At 66.8% G+C, this 235-nt stretch carries 1 pseudogene; it reads left to right on the plus strand.

From position 1 onward, the window contains the following. A pseudogene (locus ACLJNW_RS28585) lies at positions 1-235 on the plus strand (tRNA (adenosine(37)-N6)-threonylcarbamoyltransferase complex transferase subunit TsaD); the annotation flags it as partial.

Consider the following 235-nt stretch of genomic DNA (forward strand, 5'->3'; position numbering starts at 1 on the left):
CAGTTGGTGCGGGTGGACGGTATCGGCCGCTACCAGTTGCTTGGCGAATCGGTGGACGATGCCGCCGGCGAAGCCTTCGACAAGAACGCCAAGCTGATCGGCCTGGGCTATCCCGGTGGTCCGGAAATCGCCCGCCTGGCGGAGCGCGGCACTCCTGGCCGCTTCGTGTTCCCGCGGCCGATGACCGATCGCCCCGGCCTGGACTTCAGCTTCAGCGGGCTCAAGACCTTTACCC

Origin of the sequence: Salmonella sp. SAL4457 (assembly GCF_046548235.1) — a bacterium.
Lineage (GTDB): Bacteria > Pseudomonadota > Gammaproteobacteria > Enterobacterales > Enterobacteriaceae > Salmonella > Salmonella enterica.